Genomic DNA, 22088 nt, shown 5'->3' with positions numbered 1-22088 from the left:
TCTACTGCTGGAGCAAATAAGAATGGAAGAAAAGCAAGATAAATTGGGATATTTAGCTTTTTTTGAACACCTGAAACCAGTAGGAATGTAAGCTCAGCCTATAGTTAATTAACAAACTCAATAAGTATGAAGTATAGAATTATAGTATTATTAACTGCCGTAACTACCCTTTTTATGAGTGGTTGTATTAAAGATGAAGCACTTAACACGGAAGCGGATATTGAAACTGCTTCAATTCCTCACGGTGATCAGATTTTGCAGGTAAAGCCCTCTATTGGGGATGATAGAGTTATCTTTAGACTTAAGCGGTTTTCTGGAAGCTACTTGCAGGCACCGGAATTTACGCTGACGGGAGGGGCCACTATTGAACCGGCCAGTGGAACTGAGCAAGATTTTTTTGCACCTAAGCAATATAAGGTTACTTCGCAAGATGGGGTTTGGAGTAAAACTTATACAGTTTCTTTTATTATCGATGACGTAGCTGATTTTTATTCAACATTTGAGAATGCCGAGGTCGTGGAAGCTAAAAATCCAAAGGGATTTTATCACCAGTTTTTTGAATTAACAACAACTAATCAAAAAAAATATGACTGGGCTACGGCTAATCAGGGATATAATATGTTGGCTGCAACTCTTTTAGAGCCTGGAGAAAAACTTGAACCAAGCATTTATCCGACAGCCCAAACGACAGATGGGTATATAGGAAAAGGTGTTAAGATGATTACAAAGAGTACAGGTCCTTTAGGAGGACTCTTTGGGTCACCATTGGCTGCGGGTAATCTGTTTGTTGGCGAATTTAGGTTAGCGAGCCCTACAATCGAATCGACACGATTTGGTCTTCCTTATAATGCTAAAAAAGCACCGGTGGCTTTAAAGGGCTTTTTTAAATACAAAGCGGGAGAAAAATTTGCTGTTAATACTCCACCATCCACACTAATGAAAGATACTTGGGATGCCTATGCTATTTTATTCGAGAAATCGATTGATGGTAAAGATTATCTGACAGGTTCACACGGATTTAAAGACGCTAGAATGGTTAGTGTAGCTCGTATAGGCAATAAAGAACAAATCGAAACCAACGAATGGACTTTTTTTGAGATACCTTTTTCTTTTGTCAATGGAAAATCTTTTGACCCAGCTAAAGAGTATTTATATACCATTGTATTCAGTTCTAGTAAAGAGGGAGACTTGTTCAATGGTGCTGTTGGTAGTACGTTGTATATTGATGAAGTAGAGTTAGTTGTAGATCAAACGAAATAATCATAAACGCAGTAAAAGGATTCTCAATGAATAGAATATTATATATAGTAACAGTTTTCTTGACAATTGCTACTAGTGCACAGGCACAGGAACGTGTAGAAGATAAAAATTCAAATTTTTTTAATACGAATATGGATTATGGGGTGCAGGCTCATTTTAGTATTGGAGGTAGTTCTCCTTTGGGTTTCCCCAATACAATCCGTAAAATAGATAGTTTTAATCCTGGTTTTAAATTTGGATTGGAGGCTAATGCTACGAAGTGGGTGGACGAAAAGTGGGGCGTGCGTGTGGGGCTTCGGTTTGAAGAAAAGGGCATGAAGACAAAGGCAAAGGTGAAGAATTATCTTACTGAAATTGTCAAAGATAATTCAAAGGTTAGGGGATACTATACAGGTAGTGTGGAGACGAATGTCAGTAATACTTACCTTACTGTTCCTGTATTAGCTGTTTACAAATTGACAGACGATTGGAATCTTTATGGAGGTCTCTATTTTTCATCTTTGTTGGATAATACATTTGACGGATACGTGTCTGACGGGTATTTGAGACAGGATACGCCAACAGGGACAAAAGTCACGTTTGAAGATGGAAGTCAGGCCGCTTATGATTTTTCTGAAAATGTGCGTAAGTTTCAATGGGGTACGCAGTTAGGCGCTGAGTGGAAAATGAACAAACATTTTAAACTATTAAGTGATGTTACTTACGGTTTCAATAATATTTTTGAAAAAGATTTTTCATCTATTGATTTTAGTATGCACAATATATATCTTAATGTTGGATTTGGTTATAGGTTTTAAAATATAGCTGTCTTGAAATAAAAAGGTCTGTTGTAATAAAACAACAGACCTTTTTTATTTATAGGGATTACATCTTCAAACCAATTTCGCGCAGACGTTCGTCTAGGTATTGTCCGGCCGTATAATCCTCATATACTTTAGGATGGGCTTCGTCTATACAAGAACCTAAGGATGCCAGGCTCATTTGAGCTTTAGGATGCAAAAAGAAAGGTACGGAATAACGGGACGTCTTCATCAATTCTAAGGGGGGATTTACGACACGGTGGGTTGTGGATTTCAACTTGTTGTTGGTCAGTCTCTGTAGCATGTCGCCCACGTTGACTACAATGTCCTCTCCCTTGGCCTTTATTGGAAACCATTCTCCATCTTTTGTCAGTACTTCTAATCCATCTGCGGATGCTCCTATCAGTAGAGTGATAAGATTGATGTCCTCATGTGCACCGGCACGTACGGCATCGGGTACTAATGATTCCGGATTTTCGATGGGAAAGTAGTGGATTGCCCTCAGTATAGAGTTGCCATTGATAACATGCTTTTCAAAATAATCTTCGTCAAGATCGAGATAAGTTGCGATGGCTTTCAATAGATTACGGCCGGCATTCTCTAGTTTTTTGTAGATCTCAGCAGTAACAGTTTCAAATCTAGGCAGCTCTTCTACGAGTGGATTATCAGGAAAGTCCTTTTTGGAATACTCTTCTCCAACAATAGTCTGTCCGCGTTGCCAAAACTCTTTTAGATCTGGCGTTTTGGAATCCTTGGCTTTTTCTCTACCTTTTGTTGTGTAGCCTCGCTGTCCGGCAAGTTCTGGGAATTCATATTTGTCCTTGGTCTCCTGAGGAAGGTCAAAGAATGCCTTTACTGTTTGATATAATTCGGATATTAATTCCTCACTTAATCCATGATTTGCAATGGTAACGAAGCCTGTTTCGTTAAATGCTTTGCCAATATCCTGAACAAACTGTTTGCGTTGGTCGACATTGCCCAGGGTATAGTGCTGCAAGTCTAGACGTGGAATGTTTACGAGTGCCATATTATTTTTTTTAAACCTGATACAAACCTAAATAAAAGTTTTATGATTCCATTTATACCCTATTATAAATGATGGCTATTGGCTGCATCTAATTAAGTGTTGTCTTCTGGGAAATACTTTTTTTGCTTGGTTCGTTAAGAATAAGAGGTTTTAAGACAGGTTGTTATACTGCCTTGTGCGGATGTTATATTTTTTTATAAGTATTTGGAATATACAAGTTAAACTATTAGATTTGTTATGCTTGCATAATAAAATGCAGGTAGGTCACAAAAATCAACAATGAACCAAGATAATACAATTGATTATTTTTTAAAAGCTGCATGGCAGACCGTTGCGAACAAATATAATAATATTGCTTCACAACATGGTTTTACGCAGGCTGCTGGATATATATTGATTAATATCCATAAAGATGGTACTCCTGTTTCTCAAATAGCAAATTCTACAGGAGTGAAAACCACTTCCCTGTCTCGGGTGTTAAATAACCTAGAGGCGCTTGGTTTTATCTATAGGGAAACAAGTACGACAGATAAGCGGTCTGTAAAGGTTTACTTAACCCCACTTGGTGTAGAGAAGCGCAGGGTAGCGAAGAGTGTTGTACGTGGCTTCAATGAATACTTGGAGGCTCAGCTCACGGAGAAGGAGCGGGTACAGTTGATCAAGATGCTTGCTAAGGTGAATGATCTAGCTGGTGATTATGAGGCTGAACCGATGAATGTGTTGGAACTGAAATAAGGTGTTGAGATAAGCGATTTTACAAAGATAGATGTGGGACATTTCTAGGTAGAGTGGCTTAAAGTTATAAACGGAAAAATGTATTTACATATGAACAGAAACATTAAAAAGGTAGCCGTATTGGGGTCCGGAGTGATGGGGTCTCGTATTGCCTGTCATTTTGCCAATATAGGCGTGGAAGTATTGTTGTTGGATATTCCACCGAAAGAATTAATTTCTATAGAAGAAGCAAAAGGACTTCAGTTGACGGATTCGGCGGTACGTAACCGTATCGTAAACGTATCACTTGATACGGCGATCAAGTCCAATCCCGCGCCCTTGTTTAGCAAGTCTTTTGCTAAACGGATAAGTACCGGAAATTTTGAAGATGATATGTCCAAGATTGCTGATGTAGACTGGATTATAGAAGTTGTGGTCGAGCGATTGGATATTAAGAAGTCCGTTTTTGATAAGGTCGAACAGTTCCGTAAGCCAAGGACATTGATTACTTCTAATACTTCTGGTATCCCCATTCATTTGATGACAGAAGGCCGGTCAGATGATTTTATTGCTCATTTTTGTGGGACGCACTTCTTCAATCCACCTCGCTATCTACAGCTTTTGGAGATTATACCCACCCCTCATACTAAGCGGGATGTCGTTGACTTTCTAGTGCACTATGGTGATAAAATGTTGGGTAAAACCGTCGTGCTGTGTAAGGATACGCCTGCATTTATAGGCAATCGTATTGGTGTCTACTCTATGTTAGCGTTGACTCATCTTGTGGACCAATTGGGATTGACTGTAGAAGAAGTGGATAAATATACAGGTCCAGCGATGGGGCACCCTAAATCTGCAACTTTCCGTACTGCTGATGTCGTCGGGTTGGACACATTGGTTAATGTGGCTAACGGTCTTGATCAGAATGCACCTGACGACGAAGCTAAAGGCGTGTTTACTTTGCCTGGTTTCATTACACAGATGGTGTCTAATAAGTGGTTGGGTGAAAAGACGAAAAAAGGATTTTATGAAAAAGTAAAAGGAGCAGATGGAACCTCTGAAATATTATCTCTGAATCTTAAAACGCTGGAATATGGTTCTCAGTCAAAGGTGAAGTCTGCTACATTGGAAGCAACCAAACAGGTCGAAGATATTCGTAAGCGGATGAAGGTATATGAGCAGGGAACGGATAAGGCTGGAGAGTTGTTCCGAGCTATGCATTATCCTTTGTTTGAATATGTTTCTAATAGAGTGCCTGAGATTACGGATGATTTTTTCCGTATCGATGATGCGATGCGCGCTGGATTTGGTTGGGAAATCGGTCCGTTCGAAGTATGGGATGCTCTAGGCGTAAGGGAGACATTAGAGAAGATTAAAAAAGAAGAAAAGCGGCTTCCAGGGCAGCGTGGTGAAGTAGCGCAGTGGGTACACGATATGCTAGCTGCGGGATGTGAGTCTTTCTATAAAATAGAAAATGGCGTCCGTCAGTATTATGATATAAATTCCAAGTCTTATAAAGCGATACCAGGGACCGAGGATCTTATCGTGCTGGATCATATCCGGGAGACAAAGACCATCTGGAAGAACTCTGGTGTATCCATTATAGATCTTGGCGATGGTATTATCAACTGTGAGTTCCATACAAAGATGAATACTGTCGGGGGGGATGTGATTCAGGGTATCAATAAGGCGATAGATATTGCAGAGAAGGATTATCGTGGTCTGGTGATTTCTAATGATGGAAAGAACTTCTCGGCAGGAGCCAATATCGGAATGATTTTTATGATGGCTGTAGAACAGGATTATGATGAGTTAAATATGGCCGTACGTATGTTCCAAAACACATCTATGCGTATACGCTACTCTGCTATCCCTGTTGTTGTGGCACCGTTCCAATTGGCACTGGGTGGTGGATGTGAGTTTTCTATGCATGCCGATTTTGTACAGTTACATGCGGAGACCTATATGGGGTTAGTGGAGTTTGGTGTTGGAGTGATCCCCGGTGGAGGTGGCTCTAAAGAGTTTGCGTTACGTGCTTCGGACGAATTTAAAGAGGATCAGATTACGCAAAATACATTAAAAGATAAGTTTCTGACGATAGGGCAGGCAAAAGTTTCTACGTCCGCTGTGGAGGCTTATGAGCTTGGTTATTTGCAAGAAGGTAAGTATGCCATTACGATGAATCGGACTCGATTATTAGCTGATGCCAAAGCGAAAGCTATCGAATTGGCAGATGCTGGTTATGTACAGCCTGCACCGCGCCACGATATTAAAGTTTTGGGCAATCAGGGCTTAGGTATTGTCTATGTTGGTGCTTCTTCGATGAGAGCTGGCAATTATATTTCTGATCATGACAAGAAAATATCGGAAAAGCTGGGATGGGTGATGTGTGGAGGTGATCTTTCAGCTCCTACTGAAGTATCTGAACAGTATTTGTTGGACTTGGAACGTAAAGCATTTTTGGAGCTCTGTGCCGAACGAAAGACCTTAGAGCGGATTCAGCATATGTTGACGAAAGGAAAGGCGTTGCGGAATTAGATTAGAAGTATTTAGTACTTCGTATTTAGACAATTTCTAGCGATAGCGCATGTGTCTATATATGAGGTCAAAATACAGTTAATCCTATCAAAAAACTTAGGTTATTTATTAGATGATAATTTAGAAGCGATGTTAGATAAGATTGCGGAATTGCAGAAAATGAATTACGTTTTTCAGCAGAAGCTGAAATCTCAATACTAATATCTAACTACTTAATACTAAAAAAATATGGAAGCATACATTGTAGCAGGATATCGTACAGCCGTAGGCAAAGCGCCTAGAGGTGGTTTTCGCTTTATGCGGGCAGATGATCTAGCCGCCGAGGTTATCAAGCACTTGGTAGGTTCGATTCCTCATTTAAATAAAGAAGAAATTGATGATGTCATCGTAGGGAATGCGATGCCAGAAGCAGAACAAGGGATGAACATGGGACGTTTTATCTCGTTAATGGGATTGGACACGGACAAGGTGCCTGGGGTAACGGTCAACCGTTATTGTGCTTCTGGATTGGATACGATTGCAACCGCCACATCTAGGATCAAAGCGGGAATGGCTGATATTATTATTGCCGGAGGGGCTGAAGTGATGTCTGGTATGCCCTTTGGTGGTTGGAAGATCGTGCCTAACCCGAAAGTTGCAAAAGACCATGCAGACTGGTATTGGGGCATGGGCCTGACAGCAGAGGCCGTGGCTCAGGAGTATAAGGTATCGCGTGCTGATCAAGATGCATTTGCTTTGAAGTCTCACCAAAAAGCTATTGAAGCCATTAAAAATGGACATCTTAAAGACGGAGTGGTGCCGATTACAATCAAAGAGAACTATGTTAAAGATGGTAAGATGGCTACACGTGAATATGTCGTTGATACGGATGAGGGACCTCGTGGAGATACGACAATAGAAGCGTTGAGCAAATTGAGACCGGTGTTTGCGGCAGATGGCATGGTGACAGCGGGTAACTCTTCACAGACATCCGATGGGGCGGCTTTTGTGATGGTAATGTCTGAGCGTAAAATGAAGGAACTTGGTTTGAAGCCAATTGCTAAGTTGATTTCTTATGCTGTAGCAGGTGTACCTCCACGTATCATGGGAATAGGTCCTATTGAGGCTATTCCAAAGGCATTAGCACAGGCTGGGTTGAAAAAAGAAGACATTGATCTTATTGAGTTGAACGAGGCATTTGCATCGCAGTCGTTGGCTGTTATCCGGACACTGGGATTGGATGAAGAGAAGGTCAATGTAAATGGTGGTGCTATTGCGCTAGGGCATCCGTTAGGATGTACAGGTGCAAAACTGACAGTGCAGGTTCTCAATGAGTTGAAGCGTCGTGGTAAAAAGTACGGTATGGTAACGATGTGTGTGGGTACCGGTCAGGGTGCTGCAGGGATATTTGAAATGATGGACTAGGAGCAAAGAGAAAAGAACAGAGAGTAAGGAATAAAGAACAACATTTTTAAAAACCATAGAAGCAAAGTAAAAGAGAACTAAAAGAGTCTTTATTCTTTGCTCCTTAATCTTACATAAAATGACAAATAAAATAGCAATCAAAGGTGGAGAGTTTGTAATCAAGGAAACACCCTATAACGAAGTATTCATTCCAGAAGAATTTGATGAAGAAGCGAAGATGATTCGTCAGACCTGTCTCGATTTCCTGGATACCGAGGTCTTGAATAAACTCGATAGAATAGATGCTCAGGAAGAAGGTCTGATGCAACAATTGATGGATAAGGCTGGCGAATTGGGGATGCTGGGGGTGTCTATCCCTGAGGAATACGGAGGTTTTGGTAAAGACTTTAACACGTCTATGCTGGTCGCTGATGCGGTAGGTGGAGGTTTTTCTTTCGCGGTAGCGTTATCTGCTCATACGGGAATTGGTACATTGCCTATTTTATATTATGGAAATGCCGAACAAAAGGCTAAATATATACCGAAATTGGCGACTGGTGAGTGGAAGGCTGCTTATTGTTTGACAGAACCGAATTCAGGTTCGGATGCCAATTCAGGACGTACTTCTGCCAAATTAAATGCAGATGGCACCCATTATTTGATCAATGGTCAAAAGATGTGGATTACCAATGGAGGTTTTGCAGATATCTATATTGTGTTTGCCAAAATTGGAGATGACAAAAACTTGACGGCATTTATCGTAGAGAAAGATTTTGGTGGTATTACCATGAATCCTGAAGAACACAAATTAGGGATAAAAGGATCTTCTACACGGCAGATTTTCTTTAATGATTGTGCTGTGCCTGTTGAAAATATGCTTTCGGAGCGCGAGAATGGATTCAAGATCGCCGTGAATATATTGAATATTGGACGTATCAAGCTAGGGGCTGCTACGATTGGTTCTGCTCGTGCTGTAATTTCGACAGCAGTCAATTATGCGAATGAACGTGTGCAATTCAATCTGCCTATCTCTAAGTTTGGAGCAATCCGCTACAAACTGGCGGAATCTGCTATTCGTTTGTTTGCAACGGAATCGGCAGCTTATCGGGCTGGACAGAATATTGATGATGCTTATGAAGCATTGATAGCTGGAGGTATGGATGAGGCCAAAGCAAAATTAAAATCTGTAGAACAGTTTGCGATAGAGTGTGCTATCATCAAAGTGTGGTGTTCAGAGATGCTGGATTATGTTGTCGATGAGGGCGTGCAGATTTACGGTGGTATGGGGTATTCGGCCGAGGCCCCTATGGAACGTGCGTATCGGGATTCTCGTATCAATCGTATTTTTGAAGGTACGAATGAGGTTAATCGCCTGTTAGTTGTCGATATGTTGTTAAAGCGTGCCATGAAAGGAGAGCTGGATTTAATGGGGCCTGCTCAGGCTGTCGTGGGCGAATTGATGGCTATTCCTGATTTTGCAGATGAGGATACAGCGCCTTTTGCGGCGGAGAAGAAAATTATCGCTAATCTGAAGAAAGCGGGATTAATGGTAGCAGGGGCGGCTGTGCAGAAGTTGATGATGTCACTTTCTAAAGAGCAGGAGATACTGATGAATATAGCAGATATTATAGGTTATGTATATGTAGCGGAGTCTGTCTTATTAAGAACTGAAAAATTGTACTATACATTGGGTGAAGAGGCAACAAGTCTACAAACGGATATGGCTCGTGTATACCTGTATTCGGCTATAGAAAAAGTAAATGTTGCAGGTAAAGAGGCGCTTTACTCTTTTGGAGAAGGGGATGAGTTGAATATGATGTTGGTTGGTTTGCGACGTTTTACAAAAGCACAACCTTTCAATGTGAAGGAAGCTCGCCAGCGTATTGCACGCAAGCTGATCGAAGAGAATAAATATTGCTTCTAAGCGAAACTTATTTTATTGAAAAGAAGGCCCGTACGATTGCACGGGCCTTCTTTTTATTTTTCTAAATAAAATCTACTTGATTAGTAGACTTTTTGTTTTTTGTTTTTATATTTGTGTTATATCGTACTCAATTGGCGTTGGCAACGGTAGAAATACTTTTTAAATAACTTATCTTCCACTACGATGAAACAGGTCTACATGCAGAGATTAGAAATCTCAAAAACAAGAAACCGCTTTTCTGGTTACAGCACTCCGTTATGTCGCATGCGAATGTGTGTTTAAATTTCTCTCCCTATATATTAACAAATTGGGGAAGCAATGCTTCCCCTCTTATTTACTAATGAAACAAGTTTTCAATTGGCGTTGGCACTTGTCGTTTTCACTACTAAACAATTAAAAATATGAAAAAAATAGGGTTCCACCCAATTTACTTTTTCCTTTTAGTACTTATTACAGTTTCTAAAGATGGGTATGCACAGCAGGAAACTAAACCGATCATAAATGCCTCACTCTTGGGCACCGTTGTAGATGCATTGACAAAAATGCCTATCACTGGAGTTACAGTTCAGTTGGAAGCGGTGACACATCAAGTTAAAACAGATAGGGATGGCCGTTTTCAATTTGTGACTGGGCAACGGCTTCCCCTCACGATTATAGTCTCTTATATCGGTTATCAAACACGTAGAGTAATTGTAGAGAATTCTCCGATAGTGGTCGAATTGTTTCCTACCTACACTACACTGGAGCAGGTTTTGGTAACATCGCGAAGACGTACTGAACGGATACAGGATATTCCTCTTCCGATTTCTGTTGTCCGGTCAGGCGCTATTGAAGATGCTGGCGCATTTAATGTGAACCGAATCAAAGAAATAGTCCCGACAGTACAGTTGTATTCTTCTAACGCAAGAAATACGACGCTGAATATCAGGGGGCTGGGTTCTACTTATGGCCTTACCAATGATGGTATAGATCCGGGAGTCGGATTCTATTTGGATGGTGTGTACCTAGCACGTCCTGCCGCTACCTGGCTAGACTTTATTGATATTGAACAGGTAGAAGTATTGCGTGGACCGCAGGGAACGCTTTTTGGAAAAAATACAACTTCAGGAGCATTCAACATTACTTCCCGTTTGCCAGAGTTTGCAGCTGGTGCAAATTTTGAATTGAGTTATGGTAACCATGGGTACATACAGGCTAGGTCTTCTTTGACAGGACCACTGATTAAGGATAGACTCGCTGCACGGATATCCTTTTCTGGAACCCAACGCGACGGAATTTTTTATAATGTTGCGTCCGATAAAAAGATCAATGATCAAAATAATCTAGGAGTCCGGGGGCAATTACTATTTACGCCAACGAATAACTTAAAGATATCTCTTGCTGGAGATGTTAGTAGGCAACGACCTGATGGGTATGGATGGGGGGTAGCAGGGGTTGTTGAGAATGAGCGCTCGGCATATAGGCAGTTCAATAAAATAATAGAGGATCTGGATTACAGAATTCCTTATAACAGCGCCTTTGAACGGAAAGTTGATTTAGACACGAGATCTCGTGCAGACAATGAGTTGGGCGGGAGCTCTCTGAATGTAGAATATAAAATTGGCAATGGTACACTTACGTCGACTTCTGCATGGCGTTATTGGAATTGGGTGCCATTGAATGACAGAGATTATTTAGGAATTCCGGTTTACACGATTTCTTCTGGTAATTCGATACACGATCAATGGTCACAGGAGTTTAGATATGCAGGACAGCTTAATGATAAGGTAAGTGGTGTCATAGGGTTATTTGGTCTTTGGCAAGACTTACGAACGGATCCTGTACATACCGAGGAGGCTGGGGATGCGCTATGGCGTTTTCAACAAGGTAATGAGGGGCAAACTCAATGGGCACCGGGATTAATCGATAGGGTAGGGATAAGGACAAGGTACGGAATAAAAAGCAAGAGCCTGGCTGTGTTTTCTCAAATAGATTGGGCAATAACGCCAAAGTTGCACATCTTGCCTGGATTACGGTACAACTATGATAAAAAGGTCGCAGATTATGATCGAAAGAAGTATATAGAGAATACCATTGACTATACTCCTCAGCAATTAAGTGCCATCAATAGTATATATTCTGATCAACAGTTTGATATCGATACGGACGCCGCTAATCTATCCGGTCAGCTGTCTTTGCAGTATAAATTTAATCCTAGTTATAATAGCTATGTGATCTACTCGAGAAGCTACAAACCTATTGGAGTTAACGTAGGTGGTTTGCCTGTTGTCGATGGTCAGGTTGCTACAGAACTGGCCGAAGTAAAACCTGAATCGGTCAATCATTTGGAGTTTGGAATGAAAACAAGCCCTGCTAAAAATTCCTTTCTGAATATTACGCTGTATAAGACCCAAATCAAGGATTATCAGACCCTGGTGCAAACACCTGATCCGGGCGTGAATAGAGGCTATTTGGCGAATGCTGAGAAGGTACGCGTACAGGGATTGGAATTAGAGGGTAGTATTAGGCCCTGGAGCTTTTTACGGTTAAACGGATCTCTTGCCTATACGGATGGTAAGTATATTTCCTTTAAAAATGCACCTGTTCCTCTAGAAGAAGTGGGCGGGGCAGAAGCATTTAAGGATATCTCAGGAGGAGTGCTCCCAGGGATTTCAAAATGGTCTTGGTTCTTTGGAGCTGAAGTAACGACCAAAGGGGATTTAATCGGCCTACAAGGGAATTATTTTATAGGTACAGAGCTTTTTCATCGCTCTCAGTTTTCTTCTAGCCCTTCGCCTTCTGCATATCTGAATATTGATGCCTATAGTCTGTTAAATGCACGTGTAGGGTTTCGATCCGTTAACGGAATAACCGCAATTATCTGGAGCCGCAATTTAACAGACAAGGATTACTATGAGCAATTGTTGGCGGCTCCTGGTAATTTTGGACAATACGCAGGCATAGTAGGAGATCCGCTGACCTATGGCGTTACACTGCGCTATAATTTAAAGTAACTGACCATCTCTCTATATCGAGTAGTTCGGGAGAAATCTCCATCTCCCGAATACTCATTTTTTATGTAAGTTGTAACTATATGTGCTGTTCGGGTGGTCTTTGCGTTAAAGTAAGTAACTTAGCTGTACTTTATATTTTAGTATGACTACATACGATGCAATAGTAATTGGTTCTGGTCCGAATGGTTTTGCTGCGGCAATTACTTTGCAACAGCAAGGTTTAAGTACGCTGATTATGGAGGGTGCTGACACTATTGGCGGCGGAATGCGTACAAAGGAATTGACGTTACCGGGTTACCGACATGACGTCTGTTCTGCGATACATCCTATGGCGATGGCCTCTCCCTTTTTGCGTTCTTTGCCGTTGGAAGAGCACGGATTGCACTTTGTTCAGGCTCCATATGCGGCAGCGCATCCGTTGAAAAATGGAGAGGTAGCACGCCTATGTAAATCTGTGGATGAAACTGCCGCCCTTCTTGGTACTGACGGCAAAAAATATAAAGATCTTATTGAGCCTGTTGTGGAGCAATGGGAAACTTTGTCGTTGGATATCATGGGGCCTTTGCGTTTTCCGGAGCATCCTGGTCAGATGATGGGTTTTGGGCTGGATGGTCTTATGCCTGCCGATTGGTTGGTACATCGTTTTAAGACGATAACAGGGAGAGCTCTATTCGGAGGAATGGCTGCACACGGTATACAGCCGCTGTCCAATTGGGGGACATCGGCGATCGGCATGGTATTGATGGCGGTTGGAAATCGCTATGGCTGGCCAATTCCGGTGGGAGGGTCTCAATCTATAGCAGATGCTTTAAACAGTTATTATCTTTCTCTCGGCGGTACAATACAGTGTGATTGTTGGGTAGAAGATGTACGTGATATACCCCACCATAGGGTTTTATTGTTGGATCTCACGCCACAACAATTGCTGGGATTGAAAGGAATAGAATGGGCAAAGACCTATAAAAGACAGTTGGAAAAGTATAGACAAGGTATGGGAGTGTTTAAAATAGATTGGGCTCTTTCTGATCCTACGCCGTTTATAAATAGTGAATGTAATCAAGCTGCAACGGTACACCTCGGAAATACCTACGAAGAGATAGCACATTATGAAAAGATGACACATCGCGGCAAGCTATTGACAGATCCTTTTGTTTTATTTGCACAGCAGAGTTCTTTTGATCGCACGCGAGCTCCTGAGGGTAAGCATACCGGATGGGCATATTGTCACGTTCCTAATGGGGTAGAGGTCGATAGAACAGAGGTTATTGAGGCGCAGATCGAGCGTTTTGCGCCAGGATTTAAAGACACAGTTATAGCTCGTTCTTCGATGAATGCTATGGATATGGAACGCTATAACCCTAATTATGTTGGAGGAGATATTAATGGAGGATTAATGGATATAAGACAGTTGTATACGCGTCCGATCCGCTCATTGACACCCTATAGGACCTCTGATCCATCCACCTATATCTGTTCATCGGCTACGCCTCCTGGTGGTGGAGTACATGGAATGTGTGGTTATGCGGCAGCAAAGATTGCATTAAAAGATCATTACGGAATCAAAGAGCAAGATTTGAAACTTAATTTTTTAAGAGGAGGAAATGCATGAAAAAAGTAGTGTTGGCAGGAGGCAGTGGCCACCTGGGAAGGTTGTTGGCTGAGCTATTTATAAAAGCTGGGATGAAAGTTGTAGTCTTTTCCCGGAGTAAAGTGGATAAGGCAATGGAAAAGGTTGACTATGTTTATTGGGATGGAGAGACGCTCGGTGATTGGGTGGGAGAATTAGAGGACACAGATACACTGATTAACCTTTGTGGAAAAAGTATACAATGTCGTTTTACAAAAGAGAATCAACAGGCTTTGACCAATTCCAGGGTCGTCCCGACCAAGCTTTTGGGTGAAGCCCTTCGATCTCTAAAGCGACCTCCTCGGTTATGGATCAATTTCTCTGGTATTTCAATTTTCGGTGGGAAAGAGACTTTGCATGCAGAGGATAGCACAGATTATGGAATCGATTTTCTAAGTGTTTTGGCGCAAGAATGGGAGGCTGCTTTTGTAGATATTCCATTACAGAATACGCGAAAGGTGATATTGCGCATCAGTCCCGTTTTAAGCAAGGGTTCAGGAATGTTCGCCGAATTGTATCCTTTGGTGAAGATGGGATTGGGCGGAAAAGTAGGGGACGGAAAGCAGATGGTCAGTTGGATTCATGAACATGATTTTGTTCAAATGGTAAAGTGGGTTGCAGAGTTGGAAGAGCCTGCGCCAGTATACCATGCTTGTAGCTCGGATACTAGGAGCAATAAGGATTTTATGCGGGTATTTAGAGAAGAGGCTAAGATTTCCTTGGGACTGCCCGTGCCTGTTTTTATGGCCTATGTAGGTTCTTTTTTGAAAGGTGTTGATGTGAGTCTACTGTTGCAAACGGTTCCCGCTACGACAAAACAGACAATAGAAGATGGTTTTAAATTCAAATATAACTATCTTCACAGCGCCTTGGCGCAACTTATAAAATCAACTTAAACTATGTTGTCAAAAAAAATTACATTTACAGAAGACTGGGTCGTGGTTATACTTGGCTTAGCTATTACATTTTTAGCTCTATCTGGACTGATTGTTCCTGTGCCTAGTTTTACGTGGACCAATTTCGGAGAACTAGAAAGTAAAGTTTTCTCTTCTGAAAATGTATTTGCTGTGCTCTGTCAGTTTACTATGGTGTATAGCGTCGCTATAATCGGAGCTTGGCTGCTGAAGAAAGACGTTAAAGCCTTGCTGTTTGTGTTTCCGACAGTTTATTTTTTAACAATTATTGCTGTTGTTCTTGCTGGCAACTCTTTTGTTAAAGATTATAATTTAGAGGCCGTTATCTTCAGTTTGGGGATAGGTCTTGTTATCAGCAATTTTTTTAATCTTCCGGAGTGGTTTAAAAATGCTCTAAGTACCGAATTATATGTTAAGATTGGTCTTATCCTTTTAGGGACAACCGTTATATTTGGTGATATATTGGAGGCTGGATCCCGTGGACTTATCCAAGCGCTTGTTGTCGTTGTTTCTGTCTGGTACTTCGCCTTCTGGGTATGTAAGAAACTGAAAATCGACAAGGAAATGTCGTTGATGTTGTCCAGTGCCGTATCGATTTGTGGTGTGTCAGCGGCTATTGCAACCTCTGGGGCAATCAAAGGAGATAACAAGAAATTGTCTTATGTGATTTCTTTGGTGCTTATCACAGCTATACCTATGATGATATTTATGCCTTATCTCGCTGATAAGATGGGGCTTTCTCAGGCAGTTACTGGAGCTTGGTTGGGCGGTTCTATAGATACTTCTGGTGCTGTCGCCGCTTCTGGGACTTTAGTCGGCGACGAAGCGTTAAAAGTAAGTACTATTGTGAAATTCTCACAAAATGTCTTGTTGGGGATCGCGGCATTTTTTATTAGTATTTATTGGACCTATTCGAAATCGGTAGACGAGGAGACAATGCGGGAGAAGCCTACTTTAAAGGTGATATGGGAACGCTTTCCAAAGTTTGTTCTTGGATTTGTTTTTGCTTCGCTGCTTTTTTCGTTTGTTGTATCAAGTGAGACCAATGAAATGATTAAAGGCAGTTTAAAAAGCCTTCAGGGACTGTGGTTTGCATTAGCATTTACCTCCATTGGTTTAGAAACCAACTTTAAAGATCTATTCAAGCAGGAGAACAAAAAACCACTGTATGCATTTCTTATTGCGCAGACTTTTAACGTCCTCGTAACATTGGTGATTGCCCTGTTGTTGTTCCGATAAATTGGGGACACTTTAATATAGAGATCTTTTTGCTTTGATATTTTGTTTATGGAATTATGTGCCTTAAAGCATCTTTAGTATAGTAAACAACGAAGAATGAATGAAAAGGAGTTGCTTCAGGAGTATAAGACTTCCGGAAACTTAGATGTTCTGGGGAGACTGTATACGCCTTATATGTCTCTTCTTTATGGGGTTTGTTTCAAGTATCTACAAGACGCCGACCGTAGCCAGGATGCTGTAATGCATATTTTTGAAGAACTGATCGCTAAGCTTCGATTACACGAAGTCGATAATTTCAAAAGTTGGTTACATGTATATGCCAGAAATTTTTGTCTTATGCAATTGAGGAAAGATAAGCGGGCTATACATTTAGATATCGACGACAATCTTTTTGAGAGCGAACAGAGATTGGTGCAGAAGGAAGAATTTAGGTGGGAAGATGACGATTTTGACAAATTGGATTCCTGTTTACAAAAATTGAATGTTGAACAAAGAGAGTGCGTACGCTTATTCTATTTGGAGCAGATGTGTTATAAAGACATCGCTGATGGGACAGGGTATGATTTGAATAAGGTCAAGAGTGCTATTCAGAATGGCAAACGCAATCTGAAGATCTGTATGGAAAGTAAAGGAAATGGAAAATAAGTATCAATTATCGCGAATTCATAACTACGTAAATGGTTTAATGAGCCGTGACGAAATGTATGTACTAGAGCGGGAGGCGCTGGATGATCCATTTCTACAGGATGCTATTGACGGCTATAAGTTGCAGGAAGGCGTGGACGCTAAACAATTGAGCTTACTGCAACAGCGGTTGACTACACGGATAGCAGAACAATCTATTGGCAAGAATAGACGATTTTATAGTTGGCAGCGTCTGGCAATAGGTGCTACGGCTGCGGTTATGTTTGTAGCTGTCTGTACACTTTTCTTGTTACGCTATTTTCCACAGCCCAAGTCAAACTTAGCCGAGGTCGAAGTAATGCAAGATCAAGTGTTCTCCATTACAGTGGGCAATACGGGACAATTTGATGGAGAGCCAATGATTGGATGGAGCAAGTACGAACTTTATTTGTCCCATGATTATAGGGGGGTATCTCATCGAGAAGGCGAGGTTTTAGTTCGTTTTAAAATTGATGAAAAGGGAAGACCATATCAGTTATCCATTGACGGCAACAAAGATTTAAAACCCTATGCTGAACTGGTGGATTTGTTGGAGAATGGACCGAAATGGCGAGGAGGGGAAGTAGAGATCCGTATCGACTTACACCGATTGAAGATGTAATAAAAGAGCAAAGACGGATAGTCTTTGCTCTTTTTCTTTTTATTCTTCCCAACGGATTTTGTCTTCGATCGGTGTTCGTACAGGCTCACGTGTTTCTGCCTGATGATGTCCTAAGTAGAAGATGCCAATACATTTTTGGTTCTCTTCCAGATTTAGGAATCCGCCAAGATGATTGATTAACCCTGGAGTTGCCCAGTATCCTCCAATATTTAAAGAGTGAGCGGCTAACCACAGGTTTTCTACAGAGCATGCTGTAGCGGCGAGCTCTTCCCATTCTGGGACGTCTCCCGTATAGTTTACAACAATAGCTATGGCGACATTAGACATAGTAGCCTTTTTTGCCATGTTTTGCTCCGTTATCTCGGTATATTTCTCCGTAGGTGTAATGGACTTATAAATTCGTGCCAGTTCAGTGCCTAACCGTTGTAGTCCTTCTTTTCTGAATATTACATATCGCCATGGTTGGGTACGTTTGTGAGTTGGAGCTGCATTTGCTGCTTCCAATATAGTCAGAATGTCTTCTCTACTTACTTCTTCCGATGTAAAACTATTTTGATTTACTGTTCTTCTAAAGTGGATTGCATCTAAGACATCGTTTGTTTTCTTCATGATATTTATTAGTTAACGTTTTATAAACGAGATAATTTTAAATTAATTTGATTTCTCTTCCCACAATGCTGCGATATGTAAGATAGTTTTGACTGCTTTTTCCATGTCTTGTATACTGACCCATTCCATTTTTCCGTGGAAAGCATGCCCTCCAGCGAATACATTTGGACAAGGTAATCCCATAAAAGATAGTCTAGAACCATCTGTACCACCTCGTATACTGCGTTTTTCTGCCTTCATGCCGGCACGTCCTATTGCTTCTAGACCGATTTCCATGATTTGTGGGTACTGATCTAAAATTTCTTTCATGTTTCTGTACTGTTCTTTGGTGTCAAAAGTGTAGGTACAACCGGGGTATTGGGAGACTACTTCTTGTACGATCTTTTCTAGTTCTGCTTCATGCTGTTGAAGATTGCTGGTGAGGTGATCTCTCACGATAAAATCTATCGTTGCTTTCTCTACTGTACCTGATACATTGGTAGGGTGTACGAATCCTTGTTTGCCAGAAGTGCTTTCCGGGGACAGTCGGTCAGCAGGTAAGGTTTCAATGATCTTGGCTGCAATCTTAATCGCACTCTGCATTTTGTTTTTTGCAAATCCAGGATGTACGGATACACCATGTATCGTCACTTTTGCTGCGTCAGCAGAGAAGGTCTCATCTTCTATAGTACCAGCTTTCTCGCCGTCCATCGTATAGGCAAACTGTGCGCCTAGGTGTTTTAAATTAACAAAATCAACTCCACGACCGATTTCTTCGTCTGGTGTAAAGAGAATTTTGATATCTCCGTGTTTGATCTGCGGATTCGCTATTAACAATCTTGCGGCTTCCATAATCTCGGCGACACCGGCTTTATCGTCTGCTCCTAAAAGAGTAGTTCCTGATGCCGTGATGATATCATTACCTATTTGTTCGGCCAAATCTTTGTGTTCGTTATACCTGATAACGACACTATTATCATCTGGTAAGACAAGATCTTGACCTTGATAGTTATGATGTATTACCGGTTTAACGTCTTGGCCAGAACAATCAGGAGAAGTATCTACGTGCGAACAAAAACAGATCACAGGAACATTTTTGTCGGTGTTTGAAGGGATGGTACCGTATACATAGCCATTCTCATCCAGCTGGGCATCCTTTATTCCGATAGCTAAGAGCTCTTCGACCAAGAGCTTGCTTAAGTTAAGTTGTTTGGAAGTGGAAGGAAAAGTAGCGGAGCTCGCGTCGGACTGCGTGTCTATCTGTACGTAACGTATAAAGTGGTCTGCAACTTTGAAGTTTTTTATTGTGTTTATAGTTGAATGATCCATATATTAATGTTTGATATCTATCTATTTTTGCTTGTCTACCCACCCAAATACATCATTTAAAATATTTGAGTTTCTTGATCCTACCATATTTTGTCTGATTTTGATTTCTTCGGAGGCAATCTGTACAAACAAACCTTCTATAGCCCTTTGGGTTACATATGCATTAAGATCGGTATCGACTTTTTCACGGGAGAGAGGTAGATTATTGTAAGCCGATGTTAGTTGTGTCCAGTAGCCACTGACGTTGTTTTTGCCTAGAGCCGATTCGACAATAGGGCTGAACTTTGCGGTAAGCGCTGCTGAAGTTGTACGCTTGAAAAATGAAGTCGCTGCATCTTGTTCGGATCCTAGTAGGATATTAAATGCGTCGGTGACTGTCATTTGGGATAAAGCATTGACAAATACCGGGGCAGCCTCTTTCACCGCCGACTCGGCAGCTCTGTTCAAACTAACTACAAATTTGTCGCAAAGACTGCCCATGCCTAGGGAGCGTAATGTTTTTTCTATTTGTTGTGCTTCCTTTGGCATTAAAACCTTTACAGCTGCATTTCCTAGAAAACCGTCTTTGACCGAGAGGGTATTTATACTATTCGTAAGACCGTTGCTTAATGCTTGTTTTATTCCAGTAATCGCTTCAGTCTGCGTTATAGTGTTGGTCGTGTTTGACTGTTTGGTGGTGGAGGCAGACTTGGTACCCAAAATGCGCCCTAGTGAAGATAGTGGTTTTTTCGTTTGCCCCGAGGCTTCTATCCCCCAAAAAAGAGGGATAGAAATCAAGCTCAAGGCTAGCATATTTCTCGTTTTCATGTACATCGTATTAAGATCCAAAAATACGAAAGTATATGCTAGAAACCTACCACTTCAATACGCTAAGTATAGGGAAATGATCCGATGGGAACTTATTCATATAGGTATCTGTAAGTATACCGTACTTTAACACCTTGAACGGCTTAGTAATAAAGATATGGTCGATTCTTCCACTAGCTCTTAGACTCTTCCCCCACCCATTGAAAGTAGAGTTTGGGGCGTATTTTAACTTGGCGAGCGTGTAGGCGTCCTGAACTAATCCGCTCTCGGCTAGGGTGAGATACGCATCGTCCTTTTCGTCTACATTAAAATCGCCAGTTAGTATAAGAGGAAGATCTCGAGCAAATTCTTTTGCTTTAGCCAAGATCTGTTTCGCACTTTCTCGTCTCGCTACTTTACCGATATGGTCAAAATGCGTATTCATAAAGATAAACTTTTTCCCATTCTTTTTATCTTGAAAGATACCCCATGTACATATTCTTGGAAGGGCAGCATCCCATCCTTTGTTGGGCCGTTCAGTATCTTTGTCAGATAACCAAAAGGTGCCGCTTTTTAGCATTTTAAAACGTTTATTATTGTAGAAAATTGCAGAATGTTCGCCTTTCTCAGCACCATCATCTCGGCCTACCCCAATATAGGAATAGTCAATAAGATGTTCCTGCATATCTTTAATTTGTTCCATGAAACCTTCCTGTATACCAAATATTTCAAATTCGTGAAACTGTATCAGATTACATAAAGCATTTTTACGATCATCCCATAGGTTGCCTGTATCAACATTGGTTTTTAGCCTAATGTTATAACTTGCAATACGGATTTCTTGCGCAACAAGCTGGAATAAAAAACTACAAAAAAACAGAATAGCTATGGTTTTCTTCATATTATTTTCTAGATAATAGAGTCTTCAATAATTCCGGTTCATCTGTAGTAATGTAATCTGTCTTTTGACGGATGAAGTATTCCATGTCCTCTTGTTTATTGACCGTCCAGACATTGGTTTTCAAGCCTATAGTCTGAGCGTTAGAAATCCATTCCGGCTTCTTTTTTAATACATTTATATTGTAATCAAAACCAGATATTTTAGCGTCTTTTAGCTCTTGCGGAGTTTTGTCCCCATTTAAATAATGGATTTTTATCTTTTTATCCATGGATCGTAATTTTAAACAGGCATCCCAACTGAATGCTATCACTTCGACTTTATTCTTCGCATTTAACTTATTAATTAAGGCAAGGGAAAATTCGACAGATTTTAAAGTTTCTTCAAGACCAAGACGGTTGGTTTTGAGTTCGTAAATAAGCTTAGTTTTTTTCTGCTTAATACCTTCTTTTAAGTATTCCTCAGCAGTAGGAATCTTTTCCCCATTAGGGTGCTCTTTAGTCAGAAGCTCTTCGTAAGTAGAAGTCGCTATATCAATACCATAGAAATCATTGTCATGGTTTACTACAAGAACGCCATCTTTGGTGAGGTGTACATCAAATTCACTACCCCATACGTTTTGTTTAATTGCTTCTTGGAGAGCAGCAATACTGTTTTGGGGTGCGTTTGTGTTTTTCCAAGCACCGCGGTGTGCTATAATTTTACTCTCTTGTGCGTTTACTAAGTTGATAAACAAGATAGATAAAAATAATGCGGTTAGATTTTTCATGTATTTTTGATTTA

Annotated in this window: 18 protein-coding genes and 1 pseudogene; 13 read left to right on the top strand and 6 right to left on the bottom strand. The window is 41.0% G+C overall.

Translation table 11 applies throughout. The annotated features are described in order from the left end of the window. Positions 1-126 precede the first annotated feature (126 nt). Both JKG61_RS17995 and JKG61_RS17990 read left to right on the top strand, forming a co-directional pair. Positions 127-1260 carry a PCMD domain-containing protein gene (locus JKG61_RS17995; RefSeq protein WP_202104348.1) on the top strand — a complete coding sequence of 378 codons (1134 nt, stop codon included), beginning with the start codon at positions 127-129 and terminating at the stop codon, positions 1258-1260. Positions 1261-1286: 26 nt separating this feature from the next. Then, positions 1287-2057, top strand: a complete 771-nt coding sequence (locus tag JKG61_RS17990) for a porin family protein (RefSeq protein WP_202104347.1) — start codon at positions 1287-1289, stop codon at positions 2055-2057. A gap of 67 nt (positions 2058-2124) precedes the next feature. On the opposite strand, the gene JKG61_RS17985 is transcribed toward JKG61_RS17990, so the two are convergent. Further along, the gene (locus tag JKG61_RS17985) at positions 2125-3087 is read right to left on the bottom strand and encodes an isopenicillin N synthase family dioxygenase (RefSeq protein ID WP_202104346.1); all 963 of its coding nucleotides are present in this window, start codon (positions 3085-3087) and stop codon (positions 2125-2127) included. Between the two features lie 279 nt (positions 3088-3366). Between JKG61_RS17985 and JKG61_RS17980 the strand changes: the two genes are divergently transcribed. The 11 genes and pseudogenes from JKG61_RS17980 (at position 3367) to JKG61_RS17930 (ending at position 17704) form a co-directional block, all read left to right on the top strand. After that, a complete protein-coding gene (locus JKG61_RS17980; protein ID WP_202104345.1) occupies positions 3367-3822 on the top strand; it encodes a MarR family winged helix-turn-helix transcriptional regulator in 456 nt (151 codons plus the stop codon). A gap of 90 nt (positions 3823-3912) precedes the next feature. Continuing rightward, positions 3913-6339: a 3-hydroxyacyl-CoA dehydrogenase/enoyl-CoA hydratase family protein gene (locus tag JKG61_RS17975; RefSeq protein WP_202104344.1), complete on the top strand. Its 2427-nt coding sequence runs from the start codon at positions 3913-3915 to the stop codon at positions 6337-6339. Positions 6340-6375: 36 nt separating this feature from the next. Further along, positions 6376-6540 (top strand): annotated as a pseudogene (locus JKG61_RS23355) (four helix bundle protein); the annotation flags it as partial. Between the two features lie 27 nt (positions 6541-6567). Further along, the gene (locus JKG61_RS17965; protein WP_202104342.1) at positions 6568-7743 is read left to right on the top strand and encodes an acetyl-CoA C-acyltransferase; all 1176 of its coding nucleotides are present in this window, start codon (positions 6568-6570) and stop codon (positions 7741-7743) included. A 118-nt stretch (positions 7744-7861) separates the two neighbouring features. Next, positions 7862-9646, top strand: coding sequence for an acyl-CoA dehydrogenase family protein (locus tag JKG61_RS17960; protein ID WP_202104341.1), 1785 nt, complete (start codon positions 7862-7864; stop codon positions 9644-9646). A gap of 401 nt (positions 9647-10047) precedes the next feature. After that, positions 10048-12639, top strand: coding sequence for a TonB-dependent receptor (locus JKG61_RS17955; RefSeq protein ID WP_202104340.1), 2592 nt, complete (start codon positions 10048-10050; stop codon positions 12637-12639). Positions 12640-12781: 142 nt separating this feature from the next. After that, positions 12782-14248, top strand: coding sequence for a phytoene desaturase family protein (locus tag JKG61_RS17950; protein ID WP_202104339.1), 1467 nt, complete (start codon positions 12782-12784; stop codon positions 14246-14248). Continuing rightward, positions 14245-15162, top strand: coding sequence for an epimerase (locus tag JKG61_RS17945; RefSeq protein ID WP_202104338.1), 918 nt, complete (start codon positions 14245-14247; stop codon positions 15160-15162). Before JKG61_RS17950 ends, JKG61_RS17945 begins: the two co-directional genes overlap by 4 nt. A 3-nt stretch (positions 15163-15165) precedes the next feature. Beyond that, positions 15166-16419 carry a YeiH family protein gene (locus JKG61_RS17940; RefSeq protein WP_202104337.1) on the top strand — a complete coding sequence of 418 codons (1254 nt, stop codon included), beginning with the start codon at positions 15166-15168 and terminating at the stop codon, positions 16417-16419. Between the two features lie 96 nt (positions 16420-16515). Continuing rightward, positions 16516-17064 carry an RNA polymerase sigma factor gene (locus JKG61_RS17935; RefSeq protein ID WP_202104336.1) on the top strand — a complete coding sequence of 183 codons (549 nt, stop codon included), beginning with the start codon at positions 16516-16518 and terminating at the stop codon, positions 17062-17064. Further along, complete coding sequence (locus JKG61_RS17930; RefSeq protein ID WP_202104335.1) at positions 17054-17704, top strand: hypothetical protein; 651 nt, start codon at positions 17054-17056, stop codon at positions 17702-17704. The genes JKG61_RS17935 and JKG61_RS17930 overlap by 11 nt, the downstream gene beginning before the upstream one ends. Before the next feature lie 39 nt (positions 17705-17743). Here JKG61_RS17930 and JKG61_RS17925 read toward each other — a convergent pair whose 3' ends face one another. From JKG61_RS17925 to JKG61_RS17905, 5 genes are read right to left on the bottom strand one after another with little or no spacing between them, the layout of a single operon-like run. Beyond that, entirely contained in the window at positions 17744-18313 is a 570-nt protein-coding gene (locus JKG61_RS17925) for a nitroreductase family protein (protein WP_202104334.1), read from the bottom strand. A gap of 42 nt (positions 18314-18355) precedes the next feature. Next, a complete protein-coding gene (gene pepT / locus JKG61_RS17920) occupies positions 18356-19621 on the bottom strand; it encodes a peptidase T (RefSeq protein ID WP_202104333.1) in 1266 nt (421 codons plus the stop codon). A gap of 21 nt (positions 19622-19642) precedes the next feature. Continuing rightward, positions 19643-20428, bottom strand: coding sequence for a DUF4197 domain-containing protein (locus tag JKG61_RS17915; RefSeq protein WP_202104332.1), 786 nt, complete (start codon positions 20426-20428; stop codon positions 19643-19645). 46 nt (positions 20429-20474) lie between these two features. Beyond that, positions 20475-21308 carry an endonuclease/exonuclease/phosphatase family protein gene (locus JKG61_RS17910; RefSeq protein ID WP_202104331.1) on the bottom strand — a complete coding sequence of 278 codons (834 nt, stop codon included), beginning with the start codon at positions 21306-21308 and terminating at the stop codon, positions 20475-20477. 1 nt (position 21309) lies between these two features. After that, positions 21310-22074, bottom strand: coding sequence for a glycerophosphodiester phosphodiesterase family protein (locus JKG61_RS17905; RefSeq protein WP_202104330.1), 765 nt, complete (start codon positions 22072-22074; stop codon positions 21310-21312). Positions 22075-22088 lie beyond the last annotated feature (14 nt).

This window comes from Sphingobacterium faecale, from assembly GCF_016746095.1.
Classification (GTDB): domain Bacteria; phylum Bacteroidota; class Bacteroidia; order Sphingobacteriales; family Sphingobacteriaceae; genus Sphingobacterium; species Sphingobacterium faecale.
Note: the sequence above shows the minus strand (reverse complement) of the source record. Positions and strands in the feature narration are given on the sequence as shown.